This is a genomic window from Micromonospora krabiensis (genome assembly GCF_900091425.1).
Lineage (GTDB): Bacteria > Actinomycetota > Actinomycetes > Mycobacteriales > Micromonosporaceae > Micromonospora > Micromonospora krabiensis.
The window spans coordinates 1,654,043-1,670,906 of sequence record NZ_LT598496.1; the positions used below are offsets into that span (position 1 = coordinate 1,654,043).

Consider the following 16,864-nt stretch of genomic DNA (forward strand, 5'->3'; position numbering starts at 1 on the left):
CCATCCCTTGTCCGCCGGCGGGCCGGCCGGCGCGGGGCGCCGGCCGGCCGTCGGCTACTTGGCGTTCGACCCGGCGGGCTGCAGGTTCGTGATGATCAGCAGGTTGTCGCTGGGTGCGGCGTACGGGTTCTCCTCGTTCGGCCAACCGGTCGCCTTGGCGGTGCGGTACTGGAACCACTTGGCGCCGTACCAGAGCGGGATGACCGGCACCTGGTCGGTCATGACCTTGGCCAGGTCGGCGACGGCGGCCTTCTGGGCGGCCTCGTCGGTCGCGGTGCGCAGGGTGTCGATCAGCTGGTCGGTGCGGGGGTCGTTCCACCGGACGAAGTTGCTGACCGCCTTCTTGCCGATCGGCGCGGACTGGTCGCTGGCCAGCGGCTCCTGGAAGTTGCGGAACATGTTGCAGCTTCCGCCGTGCACGCCGAGCAGCATGTCGTAGTTGCCGATCGCCCGGTCGTTCTCGTACGCCTCGGGGGTCGGCGTCTCGGCCCGGACGGTGAAGCCGAGCGCGGTCAGGTTGGCCACGATGATCCGTTGGGCCTGGACCCAGTCGGTCCAGGAGCCGGGCACCCGGAAGCTGAACGCGATGGGTTTGCCGTCCTTGCCGGCGCGCTTGCCGTCGCCGTTGCGCGGGTAGCCGGCGGCGGTCAGGTCGGCGTCGGCCTTGGCCTGGTCGTACGCGACGATGCCCTGGTTGGGGATGTCCGGGGGCAGCCAGGTCGCCTGCCCGGGCACCACGAGACCGGTCTGGCTGGCCGGCTTGACGTAACCGAGCTGCGCCTTGTCGACGATCTCCTGCCGGTTGAAGGCGGGCACGAGGGCCCGGCGGAAGGCGGTGTCGTCGAACGGCGCCTTGGTGAGGTTCATGTAGACGCTGATCGAGCCACCCGAGGGGTACCAGTACTTGTTGTGCTCGGGGTCCCGGTCGACGTACGCCTTCTTGATGTCCGGCACGAACATCGCGTTGGTGTCGTACTCGCCACGGCTGAGCTTGAGCTGGTCGATCTGCCCGCCGCCGTCGGCCTTGTGGAACCGCAGCTCGTCGACCTTGACCTTGTCGGCCTGCCAGTAGTCGGCGTTGCGGCCGAGGGTCAGCTGCTGGGGGTTGAACGCCTTGACGGTGAACGGACCGGTGCCGACCGGCTTGTCGGCGTTGGTGAAGGTCACCGGGTCGGACACGGTGGACCAGACGTGTTTCGGGACGATCTTGATCTCGCTGAACAGGGTGAACGCCGCCGCGCCGGGCTGGGTGAAGCGCATGGTGACGGTGCGCGGGTCGGTCGTCTCGACGGCACTCAGGTAACGCCAGATGCCCTTGACGTCCAGCGCCTTGTGCTGCTTCAGCATGTCGTACGTGAAGGTGACGTCGTCGGCGGTGAACGGCTTGCCGTCGTTCCACGTGACACCGTCGCGCAGCTTCCAGACCAACGTCTGCGGGTCGGTCCAGCTCCACTCGGTGGCGAGCCACGGCTTGGCCTGACAGCCGTAGTTGTCGTAGGCGACCAGCTGTTCGAAGAGGTACTCGGTGGCGCCGAGCCGGCTGGCGTCCAGGTAGGGGTTGTAGTTGGCCTGCGGGTTGCTGCCGCCGCCGAAGTCGCCGTAGTCGAGGTAGGCGACGCGGCCGTCGGTGCCGGGGCCGGACTGCTGTTCGGTGCCGGTACAGCCGCTGGCCGCGAGGGCGACGGCGGCGGCTGCCGCGACGATCCGGGTGAGCTTCCATCGTTTCACTTGCCGGTACCTCCAGTGGGGGGTTCCGTCGCGCAGCCGCAGCTGCGGCGCACGACGAACTCGGTGGGGAGGACGATGCTGTCGGGGGCCGGGCCGCCGGGGGCGTCGACGGCGGAGAGGATCAGCCGGGCGGCCTCCGCGGCCAGGTCTCGGACGGGCTGCCGCACGGTGGTGAGCGGGGGTGTGACGAGGGCGGCCATGGGCGCGTCGTCGAAGCCGGTGATGACGACGTCCTCCGGCACGCGCAGGCCCCGGCCGAGGGCGCCGACGAGAGCGCCGAGCGCGATCTCGTCGTTGGCGCACACGACGGCGTCCGGCGCGGTCGTCGGGTCGCGGAACAACTGCTCGGCGGCGAGCACGCCGTCCGGTTGCTGCATGGCGACCCGGACCGGCTCGGCGGGCGGGGTGACGCCCGACTCCCGGTGCGCCGCCAGGAAGCCGGCCCACCGTTCGCTGACGTCGGGGGATCCGTCGGGGCTGCCGACGAAGACCAGTCGGCGCAGGCCGTGGTCGACGAGCAGGTGCCGGGTCAGGCGGGTCATGGCCGGGGCGTTGTCGACGCTGACCGAGGGCACGGTCTCCGGACCCCGGCCGGCCAGCACGACGACCGGGACCAGCTCGGCGAGCCGGAGCAGCGCCGGCTCGGAGATGGTGCCGCCGATGACGGCGACACCGTCGACCCGCCGGGCCATCTCCAGGACCTGGTCGTCGGAGTCCTCGCGCAGGTGGGTGCAGAGAATGTGCACGCTGGCCCGGGCCGGCACGGCCTCCGACTCGAAGCCCTGGATCAACTCGGTGAAGTACGGGCCGGACAGGCCCGGGAAGACCAGACCGAGGGCACCGTGCCGGCGGGCCGCGAGCGCCCGCCCGAGGTGGTCCGGACGGTAGCCGTGCTTCTCGATGGCCTCGAGGACGCGGCGGCGCATCTCCTCGGACACCTGACCGGTGCCGTTGGAGACCCGGGACACCGTGGCGACCGAGACGCCGGCCAGCCGGGCGATCTCCCGAACCGTGACCCGACTATTGCCCATGGCCCCCTCGATCCGTAACGTGCGGTTAACAGAAACCGGTTTCAGGCACCATAAGCAGGCGCCCGCGAGATCACAAGAGGGGCCGCCTGAAGATCCGCCGAGAGGAAGAGTCAGACCGCATGTCGCGAGTTCTTCTCCACGACCGCAGGATCGTCGTCGACGGCCGCCCCCGCCTGCTGCTGGCCGGGGAGGTGCACTACTTCCGGCTGCCCCGCGCCCAGTGGGCGGACCGGCTGGACCGGCTCCGCGAGTGCGGCGGCGACACGGTCGCGACCTACGTGCCCTGGCTGTGGCACGAGCTGCCGAACGGCGACGTGGACCTCACCGGACGCACCCACGAGCAGCGGGACCTGGCCGGGTTCCTGGACCTCGCCCACGAGCGCGGGCTGTACGCGGTGGTCCGACCCGGACCGTTCATCATGGCCGAGGTCAAGAACGAGGGCATCCCCTACCGGGTGTACGACGAGCACCCGCACCTGCTGCCGACCACCTGGGACGGTCGAACCGTCGAGACCCGCACCATCGACTACCTGGCCCCGGAGTTCCTGGCCGCCACCGACGGCTGGTACGCCCAGGTCATGCCGGTGATCGCCGAACGGCTCGCCGACCGGGGCGGGCCGGTGATCGCCGTCCAGCTGGACAACGAGATCGGGATGCTCTCCTGGGTGACCAACTCCCCCGACCTCACCGACGGCCTCTGCGAGGACCTGCGGCGCTGGGCCGTCGACCGGTACGGCAAGGACGGCGCGGCCGACCGGATCGGCGCCGACCCCGGCGACCCGGTGGCCTGGGCGGCGGCGCTGCGCACACCGGCCGAGCCGCGCTCCCTCGCCGTGCACGACGACCTCGGCCGCTACATGCGGGACCGCTACCGGCGGTACGTGGCGGCACTGCGCGACTCCGCCGAGCGGCACGGCGTGACCGGCGTGCCGTTCCTGGTCAACGTGCACGGCACCGGCGGCGGTCGCGGCCGGACCTTCCCGATCGGCATCAGCCAGCTCTTCGAGGCCTACCGCGGGCAGCCGCAGCTCACCTCCGGGTCCGACTACTACCTCGGCGACCTGACCGTCACGAACGTCGCCGACCTCTACGTCGGCAACGCGTTCCTGGCCGCGGTGCACGATGCCGACCAGCCGCTGACCTCGCTGGAGTTCGAGGCGGGCAACGGCGACTACGGCCAGGACCTGTCCACCCTCTACCCACCGGAGGCGGTCGAGCTGAAGGCCCGGCTCTGCGTGGCCCAGGGCAACCGGCTGCTCAACCTGTACCTCTTCGCCGGCGGCTACAACCCGCCCCTGGCCGAGCCGGTCGGCGACGGCAACGACCGGATCGCGTTCACCGGCGAGCGGCACGGCTTCGCCGCCCCCGTCGACCCGGAGGGGCGACTCAACCCGACCTTCGACGCGGCCCGGCGAGCGCTGCACGCCGTCCGCGGGGTCGCCGACCTGCTGGCCGACTCCGACGAGGAGGACGACGGGCTGGCGCTCGGCTTCGTGCCGGACCACTACCTGACCGAGTACCGGCACCCGGGCTCGGCGTCCCGCGCCGAGCAGGTCGCCGACCTGGAGCGCTTCCGCGGCATGGGCCCGCGCGACGTGCTGGCCCGGGCGCTGCTGCTGGCCGGCTTCTCGTTCCCCGCCGTCGACCTCTCGTCGGCCGACCCGGCCACCACCCCGCCGGTGATCGCGCTCGCCAGCGCCGCCACGCTCGGCCGGGACGTGCAGCGACGGCTGGTCGCGCACCTGCGGCGCGGCGGCGGCCTGCTGCTGCACGGGGTGCTGCCGGAGCGGGACCACGACGGCACCCCGTGCACGCTCCTCGCCGACGCCCTCGGGCTCACCGGCACCGGCCGGGTCGAGGGCGGGCCGCACTACTTCCCGTCCGTGGTCGGGCAGCGCTGGGCGGCCGGCCCGGCCGAGGCCCGGGTCGGCTACGCCCAGCGGCTGGCCGGCGCGGGCGCCGAGCCGGTGCTCACCGAGGTCGGCTCCGGCCAGCCGTGCGCCGTGGAGGTCACGGTCGGCGCCGGGCGGGCCCTGGTGGTCGCCGCCGACGTACCCTGTGACCTGGACTTCTGGCGCGCGGCGATGGCGCGGCTCGGGGTGCGCCCCCGGCTGTCCCCGGACGCCGACAACCCGGGCCTGGTGCTCACCTCCACGGTGGACCGGGCCGGGCAGCGCCTGCTGCACCTGATCAACGTCGCGCCCTCGGCGGTCACCGTCACGCTCGGCTGGCAGGGCGTCCCGCTGCTGGCCGGCCGTCGCCTGCGGGTGCCCGCGCGCACCGGGCTGATCCTGCCGTTCGGCGTCTCCGTCGGCGCCGCCACGCTGGTCGAGACGACCTGCGAGCTGATCTCCCGGGACGGCGACACGGTGCTGCTGCGCCCGACCCAGGGCGACGACGAGGTGGTGCTGCGCACCGACCGGCCGGTCACCGCGAGTCGGGGCACCGTCCGGGTCACGGACGGGCGGGCGGTCGTCCGCCTGCCGGGCGCGCCCGACGGCGAGCCGGTCCGGATCTCGGTGGGGTGACCAGCCGCGGGGCGGGACGCCCCGGCGGCCGGCTCAGGCCCCGCCGCTGATGGCGTCGAGGACCTGCCGCTGGAAGGCGCGTGCCTGCGGGCCGCTCGGCGGCGGGCCACCGAGCCGGGCGGCGATCGACCGTTCGATCACCGGCGCGCCGGGGTGCCCCTCCGTCAGCAGGCGCCGACCGGCGTCGGTCTTGGCCAGCCACCGCCCGTGGCGGACGCGGACGAGAGACCGGCAGGCCCCGAGGACGGCGTCCTCGGCGCCGGGCGCCGGCTCGGCACCGGGCGGGGTGGGCAGGGCGAGCCACCAGCTCAGCGCGTCGATCAGGAGGCGGCGCAGGTCGGCCGGGGCCAGGTCGGCGAAGACCTCGGCGGCCGGCGGGCCGAGCAGCGCGTGGCCGTGCTCGTGCAGGATGCTGCGGTCCAGGGCGTACCAGAAGTGGCCGTCGGCGGCCGGTCGGTCGCCCGGCGCGTAGGTGGCCCGGAACGGCATCCGCGCGCCGGTGTTGAGCTCGACCTCGAAGCCGGGTTCCGGTGTGCCCGAGGCGGCGACCGCGCGGCGGTAGGTGACGAGTTCCAGCCCCCGGGCCGGACAGGGCAACGCCTCGTGCCGCAGGCCGGCGACCAGGTCACGCTTGGCGTCGGTGGGCAGCGGGTCGGCGCAGAGCAACGCCACGTCGACGTCGCTGCGGCCGGGCTGGTAGGCGCCGAGACCGACCGAGCCGGCGGCGTAGGCGCCGACCAGGTTGTCGCCCAGCACCGACCGGGCGACCTCCACCAGGTCCGCCAGATACCGTCGTACGTCCGAATCCATGCCCGCCATCCGACCTGATCGACGGTGGTCGACGGTCGGCGGGTGCTACTTCACCTTGCGGGTGCTGCGGACCACGATGTCCTCGTACCCGGGGTGCTTGTCGAGCCAGCCGGCGATGAACGGGCAGATCGGCACCACCGTGCGGCCCTTGGCCCGCGCGTCGTCCAGCACCGCCCGGGCCAGGGTCGACCCGACGCCCCGACCCTCGAACTCGGGGTCGACCTCGGTGTGGGTGTAGGCGATGATCGCGCCGGTCAACTGGTAGGTGACGATCCCGGCGAGCGCGCCCGACTCGTCCCGGGCCTCGAAGCGCTCCCGCTCGGGCACGTCTGTCACGGTGAACTGCATGTCGGAAAGTGTGGCAGGCCGTCGACCGGGTCGCCCAGTGACCGGCACCGCACCGACGCCCGGTCGTCCGGCTCTTACATTAAACAAAGTTAATTGATAGCCTCCGACGCATCGATGAGGAGGCATGCCATGCGACTTCGACGTCGGACGTACGCCCTGCTCGCCGGCGTGGCGGTGGCCCTCGTGGGCGCGGCCCTGCCGACCACCGCCGGGTTCGCCACCACCACCGGAGGGGTCACCGCCCTCGCGGCCTGCACTGCGCCCGCGTGGGCCGAGGGCGTCAGCTATCCGGCCGGCACCCGGGTCACCTACGCCGGCCGCACCTACCAGGCGTTGGTGACGCACACGCCGCCGGCCGGCGCCGGCTGGAACCCGGCGGCGACCCCCGCCCTCTGGACCGATCTCGGGGCCTGCACGGGTGGCACCCCCACCCCGACGCCCACGCCGACCCGGACGCCCACGCCCACCCCCACGCCGACCACCCCGCCCCCCACGACCACACCGCCGGGCTCCACCTGCCCGCTCAAGCCGAAGCCGGCCGGCAAGGTGCTCCAGGGCTACTGGGAGAACTGGGACGGCGCCGCCAACGGCGTCCACCCGCCGCTGGGCTGGATCCCGATCACCGACTCCCGGATCCGCACGCACGGCTACAACGTGATCAACGCGGCGTTCCCGGTGATCCGAGCCGACGGCACGGTGCTCTGGGAGGACGGGATGGACGCCACGGTGAAGGTGCCGACGCCCGCCGAGATGTGCCAGGCCAAGGCCGCCGGCCTGACCCTCCTGCTGTCGATCGGCGGCGCGACCGCCGGCATCGACCTCAGTTCGGCCGCGGTCGCCGACCGGTTCGTCGCCACCGTCGTGCCGATCCTCCAGCGGTACAACTTCGACGGCATCGACATCGACATCGAGACCGGCCTCACCGGCAGCGGCACCATCACCCAGCTCTCCACCTCGCAGGCCAACCTCATCCGCATCATCGACGGGGTGCTCGCGCAGATGCCGGCCGGGTTCGGCCTCACCATGGCGCCGGAGACCGCGTACGTGACCGGCGGCAGCGTGACCTACGGGTCGATCTGGGGCGCGTACCTGCCGATCATCAAGCGGTACGCCGACAACGGCCGGCTCTGGTGGCTCAACATGCAGTACTACAACGGCAGCATGTACGGCTGCGCCGGTGACTCCTACCCCGCCGGCACCGTGCAGGGCTTCACGAAGCAGACCGACTGCCTCAACGCCGGGCTCGTCGTGCAGGGCACCACCATCCGCGTCCCGTACGACAAGCAGGTCCCGGGCCTGCCGGCGCAGCCGGGAGCCGGCGGCGGCCACCTGCCGCCCGCCTCGGTGGCGCAGGCGTGGAACACCTACGGCGGTGGCCTCAAAGGGCTGATGACCTGGTCGCTGAACTGGGACGGCAGCAAGGGCTGGACGTTCGGCGACAACGTCCGGGCACTTCAGGGTCGCTGACCCGGCCCCGGCTCCTCGACCTCCACGCGGACGGGGCCGACCCGCAGGACGCCGTCGGTGAGCGGGGTGCAGCGCACCCCGCCCCGGCGGCGCAGCGCCTTCCACGCGCCCGGGCCGATCGCCACGTCCATCCAGGCACAGGGGTTCGCCGGGCGGTTGACCCGCAACCGGACCGGTCCGCCACCGGTGTCCAGGACCAGCACCGAACCGACCAGCTCGTCCACCGGAATGCCGACGGTGAGCACGTTGCGCCGTACCTGCCGCAGGTCGGCGCCCGCCGGCAGGGACTCCTGGGCGATCACCGTCACGCTCGCCTCCCGGTGCGCCGGCCGGCCGAAGTACCGGTCGCCGACGATCCCGAGGCCGGCCCGGAGCTGGATCTCCTCGACCAGCTCACCGGGCGGCGCCGGCGCCGGGCCGTCCGCCGGGCGGCCCACGTAACGGTGGACGGGCGAGGCGAGCAGCTGCACGACGGCCGGCGCCGGGCGGTCTGCGGGCACGTCGGCGCTCACCAGCCCGACGGTAGCCCGCCGCCCCCGGATCGCGGGTCGAAAACCCGACCGAGGGGGCCGATGGTGTCCCGCACCACACTGGACGGTCGGCCATCGATGGTAGGAAATAGGCCGACCGCCTCACCACAGGAGATCATCGTGACGCGTCCGTCTCTGTCCCGCCGCACCCTGCTCGCCGGCGGCGCCGCCGTCGTCGCCGTCGGGGCGACCGCCGCCGCGCGACCCGCCGTCGCCGCACCGGCGGAGCCCGCGCCGGTCACCCCCGCCGAGGCGCTGCGCCGCCTGCTGCGGGGCAACCACCGGTTCGTCACCGGACACAGCCGCCACCCGCACCAGAGCCTCGCCGACCTGCACGAGCTGGCCGCCGCCCAGCACCCGTTCGCGGTGACCATCGGCTGCGCCGACTCCCGGGTCCCCCCGGAGCTGCTCTTCGACCAGGGGCTGGGCGACCTGTTCGACAACCGGGTCGCCGGCAACATCGTCGACGACCTGCTGCTCGGCAGCGTCGAGTTCGCGGTGGAGGAGTTCGGCAGCCCGCTGGTCGTCGTCCTCGGCCACGAGCGGTGCGGCGCGATCTCCGCCACGATCGACGCGATCCGCGGCGGCGGCACCGCCCCTGGCCACATCGGCACCATCGTCGACAGCCTCCGCCCGGTGGTGGAGCCGGTGCTCCACCTACCCGGCGATCCGGTCGAGAACGCCGTGCGGGCGAACGTCCGGGCTCAGGTCCGCTCGCTGCTCGCCCGTAGCCCGATCATCGCCGAGAAGGTGCACGAGGGGGCGCTGCGCGTCGTCGGCGCCCGCTACGACCTCGACACCGGCCGGGTCACCCAGCTCGACTGAGACCGGACGCGACGGTCGGCGGCCCGTTCGCGGCGGGCCTCCGGCCGGCCCGTCACCCGCCCTTCACATGGGGTGCCCGTCTGGCGAGCAGGAAGACCGCCAGCACCACGACGAGGATGGCGAACACCTCACCGGTGACCGGCACCGGGCCGACCCGGATCGACTCGTCCAGCCAGATCAACCCGACCGCGATGGCGACCAGCGGGTCGGTGACGGTGATGGCCGCCAGGGCGGGCGCACCCATCGGCCCGGCCTGGTACGCGTTCTGGCTCAGCAGCACACCGAACGGGCCGAGCACCGCGATGGCGTACGTCTGCCACTGGGTGAAGACCCCGAGCGGGCTGCCGTGCAGGTGGAACGCGAGGCTGCTGATCAGACCCGCCGTGACGCCGTAACAGATACCGGCGGCGATGGCGAGCGGCATCGGGCGCCACTTCCGTTGGAGCTTCACCGCCGACAGCACGCAGGCCCCGACCGACGCGACGACGGCGACGCCGAGAAGGAAGGCCGACCAGAACGACTCCAGTCCCCGCCCCTGGCCGCGGCCCGGCTCGGCGATCACCAGGAACGCGGCGAGCCCGAACAGACACAGGGTGGACTCGACCAGGATGGTGCGGTCGGGCCGGTCGTGCGCGAACGCCGCGAACAGCAGCACGTACCAGACGAGCCCGGTCACCAGCAGGGGCTGCACCAGGATCAGTGGGATGAGGCTCAGTGCCGCGACCTGGAGCGCGAACGCCAACGCGGCGAACACCACCGACCAGCGCCACCCGCGGATGCGGATCAGTCGCACCAGCAGCGTCGGCCGCCCGGGCTGTTCCTCGGGCACCTGCTTCCCGGCACGGAACTGGAGCACTCCCGAGGCGGCGAACGCGGCAGCGGCGGCCAAGGCGATGGGCACGCCGGCAACCAGATCTCCCGTGTCGCTCACCGCGCGTCAACCGGACCGGTCACCTGACTCCCCCTCACCGTCGTCGTTCGCGCCTGCTGCCCTCCGGCGGGTGCGCCGGGCTGGGACGAGCGGATGGTCCGGTCGCGGCTTCCCCACCGGATCTGGCTTAAACGGGTGGCTCCCGCGCCGGGGCGACAACCGGAACGGCCGCCGTCTCCGGCACTGCCGGCAATCACCCCAGGAACACGCATATTGGTCATTAGGCTGATGATTGTCCGATGGGGCTTCTCGTCCCCCACCGCCACGCACCGCCTGGGAGCAGCCGACATGTCAGCGATCGCCCCCGCACGGCCCGGGCATCTCCGGGCGGCACTCCTCCTGCACCTGCGGCTGGGCGTGTCGGGCGAGGGCGACCGCGCCGGCGACCGCGAGGGCGAAGCCGAGGACCGCGATCGGCGTGAACCCGGGCCGGACACGGTCGCCGAGCAGCAGCCAACCGGTGACCGCCGGCGCCACGGTCTGCCCGACGATGGACGACGCCGAGGCGACCGTCACCGAGCCTCTCTGCAGCGCGGCCGCGTAGAGCAGCACACCGGTCAGACCGGCGAGCACCACGGCGTACGTGGCGGGATTGCCGAACAGCGCGCTGGCGCTGTCGGCCCGGGCGAGCAGCCGGGCACCGAGCGCCGCGGACCCGAACGACAGGCCGGCCATGACGCCGGGGATCGCCGGACCACACATCCGGGGACTGCCGAGGTACGCGCCGACGGCCACCGCGACGACCACGCCGAGCAGCCACCAGCCGGCGCTGACCGGCACCTCGCCCGGTGGCCCGGCCTCGGCGGAGAGCACCAGCAGCACCAGGCCCGCGATCACGCCCGCGATAGCCGTCCAGTCCAGCGCCGTGAGCCGGACCCGCAGCACGATCATCGCGATGAGCGCCACCATGCCGAGGTTCGCCGCTCCGACGGCCTGCACCGCGAAGATCGGGAGCATCCGCAGCGCGGTGAACGTCAACAGCGACGACGCGCCGTCGAGTGCCAGGCCCGTGGCGTACGGGCCGTTGCGCACCAGCCGCAGCAGAAGCCGCGGGTCCAGGTGCGCGGTCGCGGACAACCGGCGCACCCCGATCGACTGCAGGATGGCGGCACTGGCGCTGCACAACGCGGCGCCGATCGCCAGAAAGAAGCCCACAGCCATGTCAGGATCCCGGTGTCGTCGGCGCCGGACGCGGCCGGCGAGGGCACCTGGGCATACCCACCTGTGGGCGGGTATGCCACCGGCGGGTCGAACCGGGTGGGTGACCCGTGAGCGCGCCGGGTCAGCCGGACTACGGCGAACCGGTCGCCCGGCGGGTCCTGGTGGTCTCCGCCGACATCGGCGGCGGGCACGACGCGACCGGTCGTGCGTTGGAGGAGCGGGTCCACGCCCTGTGGCCGGGCAGCCGGGTCGGCTGGGTGGACACCCTGGAGGTGATGGGGCCGGGCGTCGGTCGGGGGTTCCGACGGACGTACGTCACGAACGTCGGGATGACGCCCTGGCTGTACGAGTTCTTCTGGGCCTCGCTCTGGCGCCACCGCTGGTTCGCGGTCGCCGCGAAGTGGTTCACCGGGGCCTGGGCGGGCCGCCGGCTCGCGCCCGTGATCGAGGCGTTCGACCCGGATCTCATCGTCTCGACGTACCCGCTGGGCAGCGCCGGCCTGGCCTGGCTGCGCCGCCGCCGCGGGCTCGGCGTGCCGGTCGGCGCCTGGGTCTCCGACTTCGCGCCGCACCCGTTCTGGGTGTACTCCGACCTGGACCTCAACGTGGTGGTCCACCCCGCGGCGCTGCCCGTGGCCGCGGTCGCCGCCGCCGGCGCGCCGCTGGGGGTCTGCGCCCCGCCGGTGCTCGAGACGTTCCACCCCGGTGACCGGGTGGAGGCGGCACGGCGCTGCGACCTCGACCCGGAACGATCGGCGGTGGTCGTGGCCTGCGGCTCCTACGGCTTCGGCTCGGTGGAGGAGGCGATCCGGGCGCTGGTCGACATCGGCGACGACGTGCAGGTGGTCGCCGTGTGCGGCCGCAACGAGCGGCTGGCCGAGCGGTTGGCGGCCCTGGAGGTGCCGCCGGGGCGCCTGCTGGTGCGGGGCTGGGTCGACGACATGCCCACGCTGCTGCGGGCCGCCCGCCTGCTGGTGACCAACGCCGGCGGGGCGACCGCCCTGGAGGCCCTGGCCACCGGCACGCCGATCGTGATGTACCGGCCGATCGCCGCGCACGGGGCGGCCAACGCGGCGTTGATGGCCGCCGCGGGGCTGGCCGAGACGGCACACACCCCGCAGACGCTGGTGTCCGGGGTCCGCACCCGGCTGCGCCAACCGGCCCGGCCGGTGTTGGCGCCGTCCGAGGCGTGGCTGCCGGATCTCGGCCTGCCCGCGGTCGCCCGGTCCCGACAGCCCGACGGCGGCCCCACCGGGCCGTACGGCGGGGGCGGCGGCGGTCGTGGCGGGCCCGACGGTCAGCGGGCGGGGTCGGCCGCGAGCCGCCTCCGGCGCCGCGGCGGCCGCGGCCAGGCGAGCTGGCCGCTGCGCGCGCAGGACGCGTTCTTCCGGCACGTCCAGACCCCGTCGGAGGCCCAGCAGATCGGTACGGTCCTGGAGCTCGGCCCGCGCCCCGACGGCGGGCCGTTGACCGGGGCCGAGCTGACCCGCCTGCTGGCCGGGCGGTTGCCGGCGATCACGACCCTGCGCCGCCGCCTCGTCGACCGGGGCCGCTGGCGTCGGCCGGGTTGGGTGGTCGACGGCTTCGTCGACGCGGCCGCGCACATCGACGAGGTCCACGTCCGGCCCGGAGACGACGGGAGCGCGGTGATCGACGCGTTCTGGTCCGACCCGCTGCCCCTGAACCGCCCGCCCTGGCGGATGGTGCTGGTCCGCGGCCTGCCGGACGGCCACACCCGGCTGGCCGTCAAGATGCACCACAGCCTGGGCGACGGCCTGAGCGTCATCGCCGTACTGCAACGGCTGATCGACATGGACGAGCCGGCCGGCGCGGCGCGGGAGGCCGTGCCCCCTCGCGGGACAGCTCGGCCGACCGCCACCCGGTTGGGCAACGCCCCCGAACGGGCCGGCCTGGACCGGACCCGGGAGGCCGCCCGCCTGGTCGGGCGCACGATCCGAGGGCTGGCCCGGCTGGCCGCGCAGGGCTCCGCGCCGCGTACGCCGCTCAACCGTCCGCTCGCCTCGCCGCGTCGTCGGCTGGTGACCGCCACGCTGCCGGCGCCGGACGTGCTGCGGGCGGCCCGCGCGTGCCACGCCCACGCGAGTGAACTCATGCTGGCGCTCACCGCCGGCGCGCTGGCAACGGCGCACCCGGCGCCCGCGCCGGACCGGCTGCGGGCGATGTTCGCGGTGTCCCACGACCCACGACGGCGCGCGCCCACCCAGGGCAACTGGACGGGAGCGGTGACCCTCGACCTGCCGCTGGTGCCGATGCCGGCGACCGCGCGCATCACCGCGGTCCGGCGGGCCCTGCGCGAGGCGCTGGCCAGCGGTGAGGCCGAGGCCGCCGGGCTCGTCATGCGGGCCATGGGCGCCCTGCCCGCGCCGGTGCACGCCGCGCTGGCCCGACGCGTCTACACGAGCCGCCGCCTGAACGTGGTCGTCTCCTACGTTCCCGCACTGTTCCAGGCGCGGCTGGTCGGCGGCGCGCCGATCCGGTCGGCCACCCCGGTGGTCGCCCTCGCCGACGGGGTGCACCTCGGCATCGGGGTGCTGCGGCGCGGCAACGGCTTCGAGATCGGGCTGATCCTCAACGAGGCCCTCACGGACGTCGGCGAGGCGTTCGCCGTCGCGCTGCGCGGCGGCCTCGACGACCTGCTCGCCGAAGTCGACGGCACTCCGAGCCCGCACCGAACGGTCGGCGCGGTGGGCGTCGGCAACGGTGGCCGCCCGGCCGGCGGCGACGGCGGCACGGCGGTGGTCGGTCCCGAGGGGAGCGTCGGCTACCGGCGGGTGCCGGGCGCCGCCGTCCCACCCGGAGTGCCCCGGTGCGCCTGAGCGGCGCGGTGGTGCTCGTGACCGGCGCGTCGTCCGGGATCGGCGCGGCGCTGGTGCGCCGGCTGGTCCGGGCCGGAAGTCACGTCGTCGCGGCCGGACGGGACGCCGACCGGCTCCGCCGGCTGGCCGCGGAGACCGGCGCCGACACGCTGCTGTCCGACCTGAACCGGCCGAACGCCGGCCGGGACCTCGCCGAGCGGGCCCTGGCCCGACACACCCGCGTGGACGTGTTGGTCAACAACGCCGGCGTCGGCTGGGCCGGGCCGTTCGCCGGGATGGCCGACCCGCTCGCCGACCAGCTGCTCGCGGTGAACCTGCGGGCGCCGATCGAGCTGACCCGGGCGCTGCTGCCCGGCATGTGCCACCGAGGCGGTCACCTGGTGTTCGTCGGGTCGATCGCGGGCCGGTTGGGGGTGGGCGGCGAGGCCGTCTACGCGGCCACGAAGGCCGGCCTGGACGCGTTCGCGCAGAGCCTGCGGATGGAGCTGGCCGCCCGTCCGGTGGGGGTGACCACGCTGGTGCCCGGGGTGGTGGACACCGACTTCTTCGTCCGTCGTGGAGAGCCGTACCGGCGGCGCCGTCCCCGCCCGCTGCCGCCCGACCGGGTGGCGGACGCGGTGGCCGAGGCGATCACCCGCGACCGGGCGGAGATCTACCTGCCGGGCTGGCTGCGGCTTCCGGTGGCGGTGCGGGGAGTGCTGCCCGGGACGTACCGCCGGCTGGCCACCCGCTTCGGATGAGCCGTCGTCGCCGATCCCACCGCACAGAGAGGGACTGCCGTGGATCTGATGCTCACGGGGCGCCGCGCCCTGGTCACCGGGTCGAGCGCCGGCCTGGGCGAGGCCATCGCCCGCCTGCTGGCGGCCGAGGGCGCCACGGTCGTCGTCCACGGCCGCAGCGCCGACCGCGCCGAAGCGGTCGCCGACGCGATCCGGGCGGGTGGCGCCACGGCCACGGTCGCGGTCGGTGACCTCGCCACGGACGAGGGCGCGGAGGCGGTCGCCGACGCGGCCCTCGCCGACGGGCCGGTCGACATCCTCGTCAACAACGCCGGCGCCTACGACCAGCTCTCCTGGGCGGACGCCGTGCCGGACGTCTGGGCCAGCACCTACAACGTCAACGTCATCTCGGCAGTGCGGATGATCCGGCGGTTGGTGCCCGGGATGCGCGAGCGCGGGTGGGGACGGGTCGTGCAGATCGGTGGGGGTCTCGGCCTGCAACCGATGGCCGTGCAGCCGCACTACAACGCGACGCTGGCCGCGCGGCACAACCTCGCGGTGGCGCTCGCCCGGGAGTTGACGGACACGGGGGTCACCTCGAACATCGTGTCACCGGGGGCGATCCTCGTGGAGTCCGTCCGCGCCCTCGTCACCGAGATCGCGCCGGCCCACGGCTGGTCGGGAAGCTGGGAGCAGATCGAGCACGCCGCCGCGAGCGAGTGGGTGCCCAACGACGTGGGGCGCTTCGGCCGGCCCGACGAGATCGCCGGCGCCGTCGCCTACCTGTGCAGCGAGTATGCCGCCTACATCAGTGGCGCCACCATCCGCGTCGACGGCGGGACGATCCGCTCCGCCTTCTGAACCCGGCGGCGGTGGTGGGCGCCGGGGACGACGGGTGTCGAGGACGGGTGTGCGACGGCCACACCTCGACACCCGCGCGTCGGCCGGCTAGTTGAGCCGGGCCGCCCGCATCGTCTCGCGCAGCGACGACATGGTCGCCAGTACGGCGGTCGGCTCGTAACCGCAGTGGGCCATGCAGTTCGCGCAGCGCGGGTCCCGGCCCCGGCCGTAGCTGTCCCAGTCGGTCTGCTCGACCAACTCCCGGTAGCTGGACGCGTATCCGTCGGACATCAGGTAGCAGGGCTTCTGCCAGCCCAGCAGCGAGTACGACGGGATGGCCCAGGCCGTACAGGGAAAGTCGACCTTGCCCTCCAGGAAGTCCAGGAACAGGGGCGAGTGGTTGAGCCGCCACCGGGCCCGGCGCCCACCGGAGAACGCCTTGCGGAACAGCTCCCGGGTCTCGGTGATCCCGAGGAAGTGCTCCTGGTCCGGCGCCTTCTCGTAGGCGTACGCCGGGGACAGCATCATCTCGTCCACCCCGAGGTCGTCGTTGAGGTAGTCGAGCACCTCGATGACGGTCTGGGGGGTGTCGGTGTTGAAGAAGGTGGTGTTGGTGGTGACGCGGAACCCCCGCCGCTTCGCGTCACGGACCGCCTCCACCGCGGCGTCGAAGACGCCGTCCTTGCACACCGACGCGTCGTGCCGCTCGCGCAGACCGTCGATGTGGACGGTGAACGCGAAGTACGGCGACGGCCGGAACTTGTCGATCTTCTTGGGCAGCAGGACGGCGTTGGTGCAGAGGAACACGAACTTCTTGCGCCGCACCAGCTCCGCGACCATCTTGTCGATCTCGGGGTGCATCAGCGGTTCGCCGCCCGCGATGGAGACCATCGGCGCGCCGCACTCCTCCACGGCGGCGATCGCCTCCTCCACCGGCATCCGGCGCTTCAGCAGGTTCGCCGGCTGCTGGATCTTGCCGCAGCCGGCGCACTTCAGGTTGCAGGCGAACAGCGGTTCCAGCTCCAACAGCAGCGGGAACCGCTTGCGCCGACGCATCTTCTGGCCGGCCAGGTAACTGGCGACCCGTAGGCTCTGACGCAACGGCATAC

General features: G+C 73.7%; 14 protein-coding genes. 6 read left to right on the plus strand and 8 right to left on the minus strand.

Going from position 1 to position 16,864, the window contains the following annotated elements; all coding sequences use genetic code 11:
- Window positions 1-54: 54 nt before the first annotated feature.
- A complete protein-coding gene (locus GA0070620_RS07345; protein WP_091589152.1) occupies window positions 55-1,728 on the minus strand; it encodes an ABC transporter substrate-binding protein in 1,674 nt (557 codons plus the stop codon).
- A complete protein-coding gene (locus GA0070620_RS07350; protein WP_091589153.1) occupies window positions 1,725-2,759 on the minus strand; it encodes a LacI family DNA-binding transcriptional regulator in 1,035 nt (344 codons plus the stop codon). Before GA0070620_RS07350 ends, GA0070620_RS07345 begins: the two co-directional genes overlap by 4 nt.
- Window positions 2,760-2,878: 119 nt before the next feature.
- On the opposite strand from GA0070620_RS07350, the gene GA0070620_RS07355 reads away from it, so the two are divergent.
- A complete protein-coding gene (locus tag GA0070620_RS07355; protein WP_091589154.1) occupies window positions 2,879-5,287 on the plus strand; it encodes a beta-galactosidase in 2,409 nt (802 codons plus the stop codon).
- 33 nt (window positions 5,288-5,320) lie between these two features.
- Here GA0070620_RS07355 and GA0070620_RS07360 read toward each other — a convergent pair whose 3' ends face one another.
- Window positions 5,321-6,097, minus strand: coding sequence for a nucleotidyltransferase (locus tag GA0070620_RS07360; RefSeq protein ID WP_091598272.1), 777 nt, complete (start codon window positions 6,095-6,097; stop codon window positions 5,321-5,323).
- A gap of 45 nt (window positions 6,098-6,142) precedes the next feature.
- Window positions 6,143-6,445 carry a GNAT family N-acetyltransferase gene (locus tag GA0070620_RS07365; protein WP_091589155.1) on the minus strand — a complete coding sequence of 101 codons (303 nt, stop codon included), beginning with the start codon at window positions 6,443-6,445 and terminating at the stop codon, window positions 6,143-6,145.
- Between the two features lie 129 nt (window positions 6,446-6,574).
- Between GA0070620_RS07365 and GA0070620_RS07370 the strand changes: the two genes are divergently transcribed.
- Window positions 6,575-7,912: a carbohydrate-binding protein gene (locus tag GA0070620_RS07370; protein WP_091589156.1), complete on the plus strand. Its 1,338-nt coding sequence runs from the start codon at window positions 6,575-6,577 to the stop codon at window positions 7,910-7,912.
- Here the strand turns inward: GA0070620_RS07370 and GA0070620_RS07375 are convergent.
- Entirely contained in the window at window positions 7,900-8,424 is a 525-nt protein-coding gene (locus GA0070620_RS07375) for a molybdenum cofactor biosysynthesis protein (RefSeq protein ID WP_231922274.1), read from the minus strand. The two genes, GA0070620_RS07370 and GA0070620_RS07375, sit on opposite strands and share 13 nt — an antisense overlap.
- Before the next feature lie 138 nt (window positions 8,425-8,562).
- Between GA0070620_RS07375 and GA0070620_RS07380 the strand changes: the two genes are divergently transcribed.
- Window positions 8,563-9,267: a carbonic anhydrase gene (locus GA0070620_RS07380; protein WP_231922275.1), complete on the plus strand. Its 705-nt coding sequence runs from the start codon at window positions 8,563-8,565 to the stop codon at window positions 9,265-9,267.
- Window positions 9,268-9,319: 52 nt separating this feature from the next.
- Here the strand turns inward: GA0070620_RS07380 and GA0070620_RS07385 are convergent, their stop codons facing one another.
- Both GA0070620_RS07385 and GA0070620_RS07395 read right to left on the minus strand, forming a co-directional pair.
- The gene (locus tag GA0070620_RS07385) at window positions 9,320-10,168 is read right to left on the minus strand and encodes a DMT family transporter (RefSeq protein WP_157741556.1); all 849 of its coding nucleotides are present in this window, start codon (window positions 10,166-10,168) and stop codon (window positions 9,320-9,322) included.
- Between the two features lie 321 nt (window positions 10,169-10,489).
- Complete coding sequence (locus GA0070620_RS07395) at window positions 10,490-11,359, minus strand: hypothetical protein (RefSeq protein ID WP_157741557.1); 870 nt, start codon at window positions 11,357-11,359, stop codon at window positions 10,490-10,492.
- Between the two features lie 107 nt (window positions 11,360-11,466).
- On the opposite strand from GA0070620_RS07395, the gene GA0070620_RS07400 reads away from it, so the two are divergent.
- Genes GA0070620_RS07400 through GA0070620_RS07410 form a run of 3 tightly spaced genes read left to right on the plus strand, consistent with a single transcriptional unit; the run spans window position 11,467 to window position 15,776 of the window.
- Window positions 11,467-14,196, plus strand: a complete 2,730-nt coding sequence (locus GA0070620_RS07400) for a wax ester/triacylglycerol synthase domain-containing protein (protein WP_091589160.1) — start codon at window positions 11,467-11,469, stop codon at window positions 14,194-14,196.
- A complete protein-coding gene (locus tag GA0070620_RS07405; protein ID WP_091589161.1) occupies window positions 14,187-14,936 on the plus strand; it encodes an SDR family NAD(P)-dependent oxidoreductase in 750 nt (249 codons plus the stop codon). Before GA0070620_RS07400 ends, GA0070620_RS07405 begins: the two co-directional genes overlap by 10 nt.
- Before the next feature lie 48 nt (window positions 14,937-14,984).
- Window positions 14,985-15,776 (plus strand): SDR family NAD(P)-dependent oxidoreductase, encoded by a 792-nt coding sequence (locus GA0070620_RS07410; RefSeq protein ID WP_231922399.1) that lies wholly within the window; start codon window positions 14,985-14,987, stop codon window positions 15,774-15,776.
- Between the two features lie 87 nt (window positions 15,777-15,863).
- Here the strand turns inward: GA0070620_RS07410 and hpnH are convergent, their stop codons facing one another.
- Window positions 15,864-16,862 (minus strand): adenosyl-hopene transferase HpnH, encoded by a 999-nt coding sequence (gene hpnH, locus GA0070620_RS07415; RefSeq protein WP_231922400.1) that lies wholly within the window; start codon window positions 16,860-16,862, stop codon window positions 15,864-15,866.
- Window positions 16,863-16,864 lie beyond the last annotated feature (2 nt).